Below are 800 nucleotides of genomic sequence, written 5' to 3'. Positions count from 1 at the left end.
TCCCAGGAATACTGGAAGCGCACATCCGTGCTGCCGTCATCCAGCGCGTCGATGCGTTCATCGAAGGTCTTGTAGTCGGCGCTCTTGGCCCATTCGGCGATCAGCTGATCCAGCAGGCCCATCTGCTCTTCGCGGGTCTGCGCCTGGGAGTAGGTGGCCAGCAGGGTCTTGAGTTCGGCATTGAGCATCGAGGCTTCGCGCAGGTCACGCACCGCGCCAGAGCCTTTCATGTCCGGCAGCGCCTTGGCCGTGTCGTCCAGGGCGATGGGGTCGGTGAACTCGCGATAGAAGGGGTTGCTGGCCAGGTCCAGGTTGGCGGCCAGGCTCTGGTTGGCGTTGACGGTGCCTTCACTGCCATCGCCACGGACGAAGCTGCCGACGGCGCTGATCAGGTTGCCGTTGGAGTTGTGGTTGCTCGCCGTCGAATCCAGGTTGATGGCGACGATATTGTGCTCGGCCAAGGTCTTGAGTTCGCCCGCCTGGGCGATGCCGTCCTGGTTGGCGTCCTGCCAGATCTTCACGTTGGCGAACTGGGTGTCCTGGGCATCGAAGACGCCATCGCCGTTGCTGTCGAAATCCTTGAGCGCATCGAAGCCATTGCTGGCCTTCTGGCCGTTGACCTTGACGGTGTCGACGCCGAATAGCTCGCCGCCGTTGTCGATCTGGCCGTTGCCATTGCGGTCCAGCACGAGGAAACCGTCGTCGCCCTTGACCCAGCCGGTGCCGGTCTTCAGGCCGTCGCCATCGAAGTCGAAGGTGATGCCGGCGTTGGCGCCGACGGTTTCGATGCCATCGCCGTC

1 pseudogene is annotated in these 800 nt (G+C 63.2%); it reads right to left on the bottom strand.

Annotated features, from left to right (window positions below):
* Positions 1 to 800: pseudogene (locus OEJ36_RS30390) on the bottom strand (hypothetical protein); the annotation flags it as partial.

Source organism: Pseudomonas sp. PDM13, assembly GCF_025685765.1.
GTDB classification, from domain to species: Bacteria; Pseudomonadota; Gammaproteobacteria; order Pseudomonadales; family Pseudomonadaceae; genus Metapseudomonas; species Metapseudomonas solani.
The sequence above is the reverse complement of the archived record's forward strand: the minus strand, read 5'-3'. Positions and strand labels throughout refer to the sequence as shown.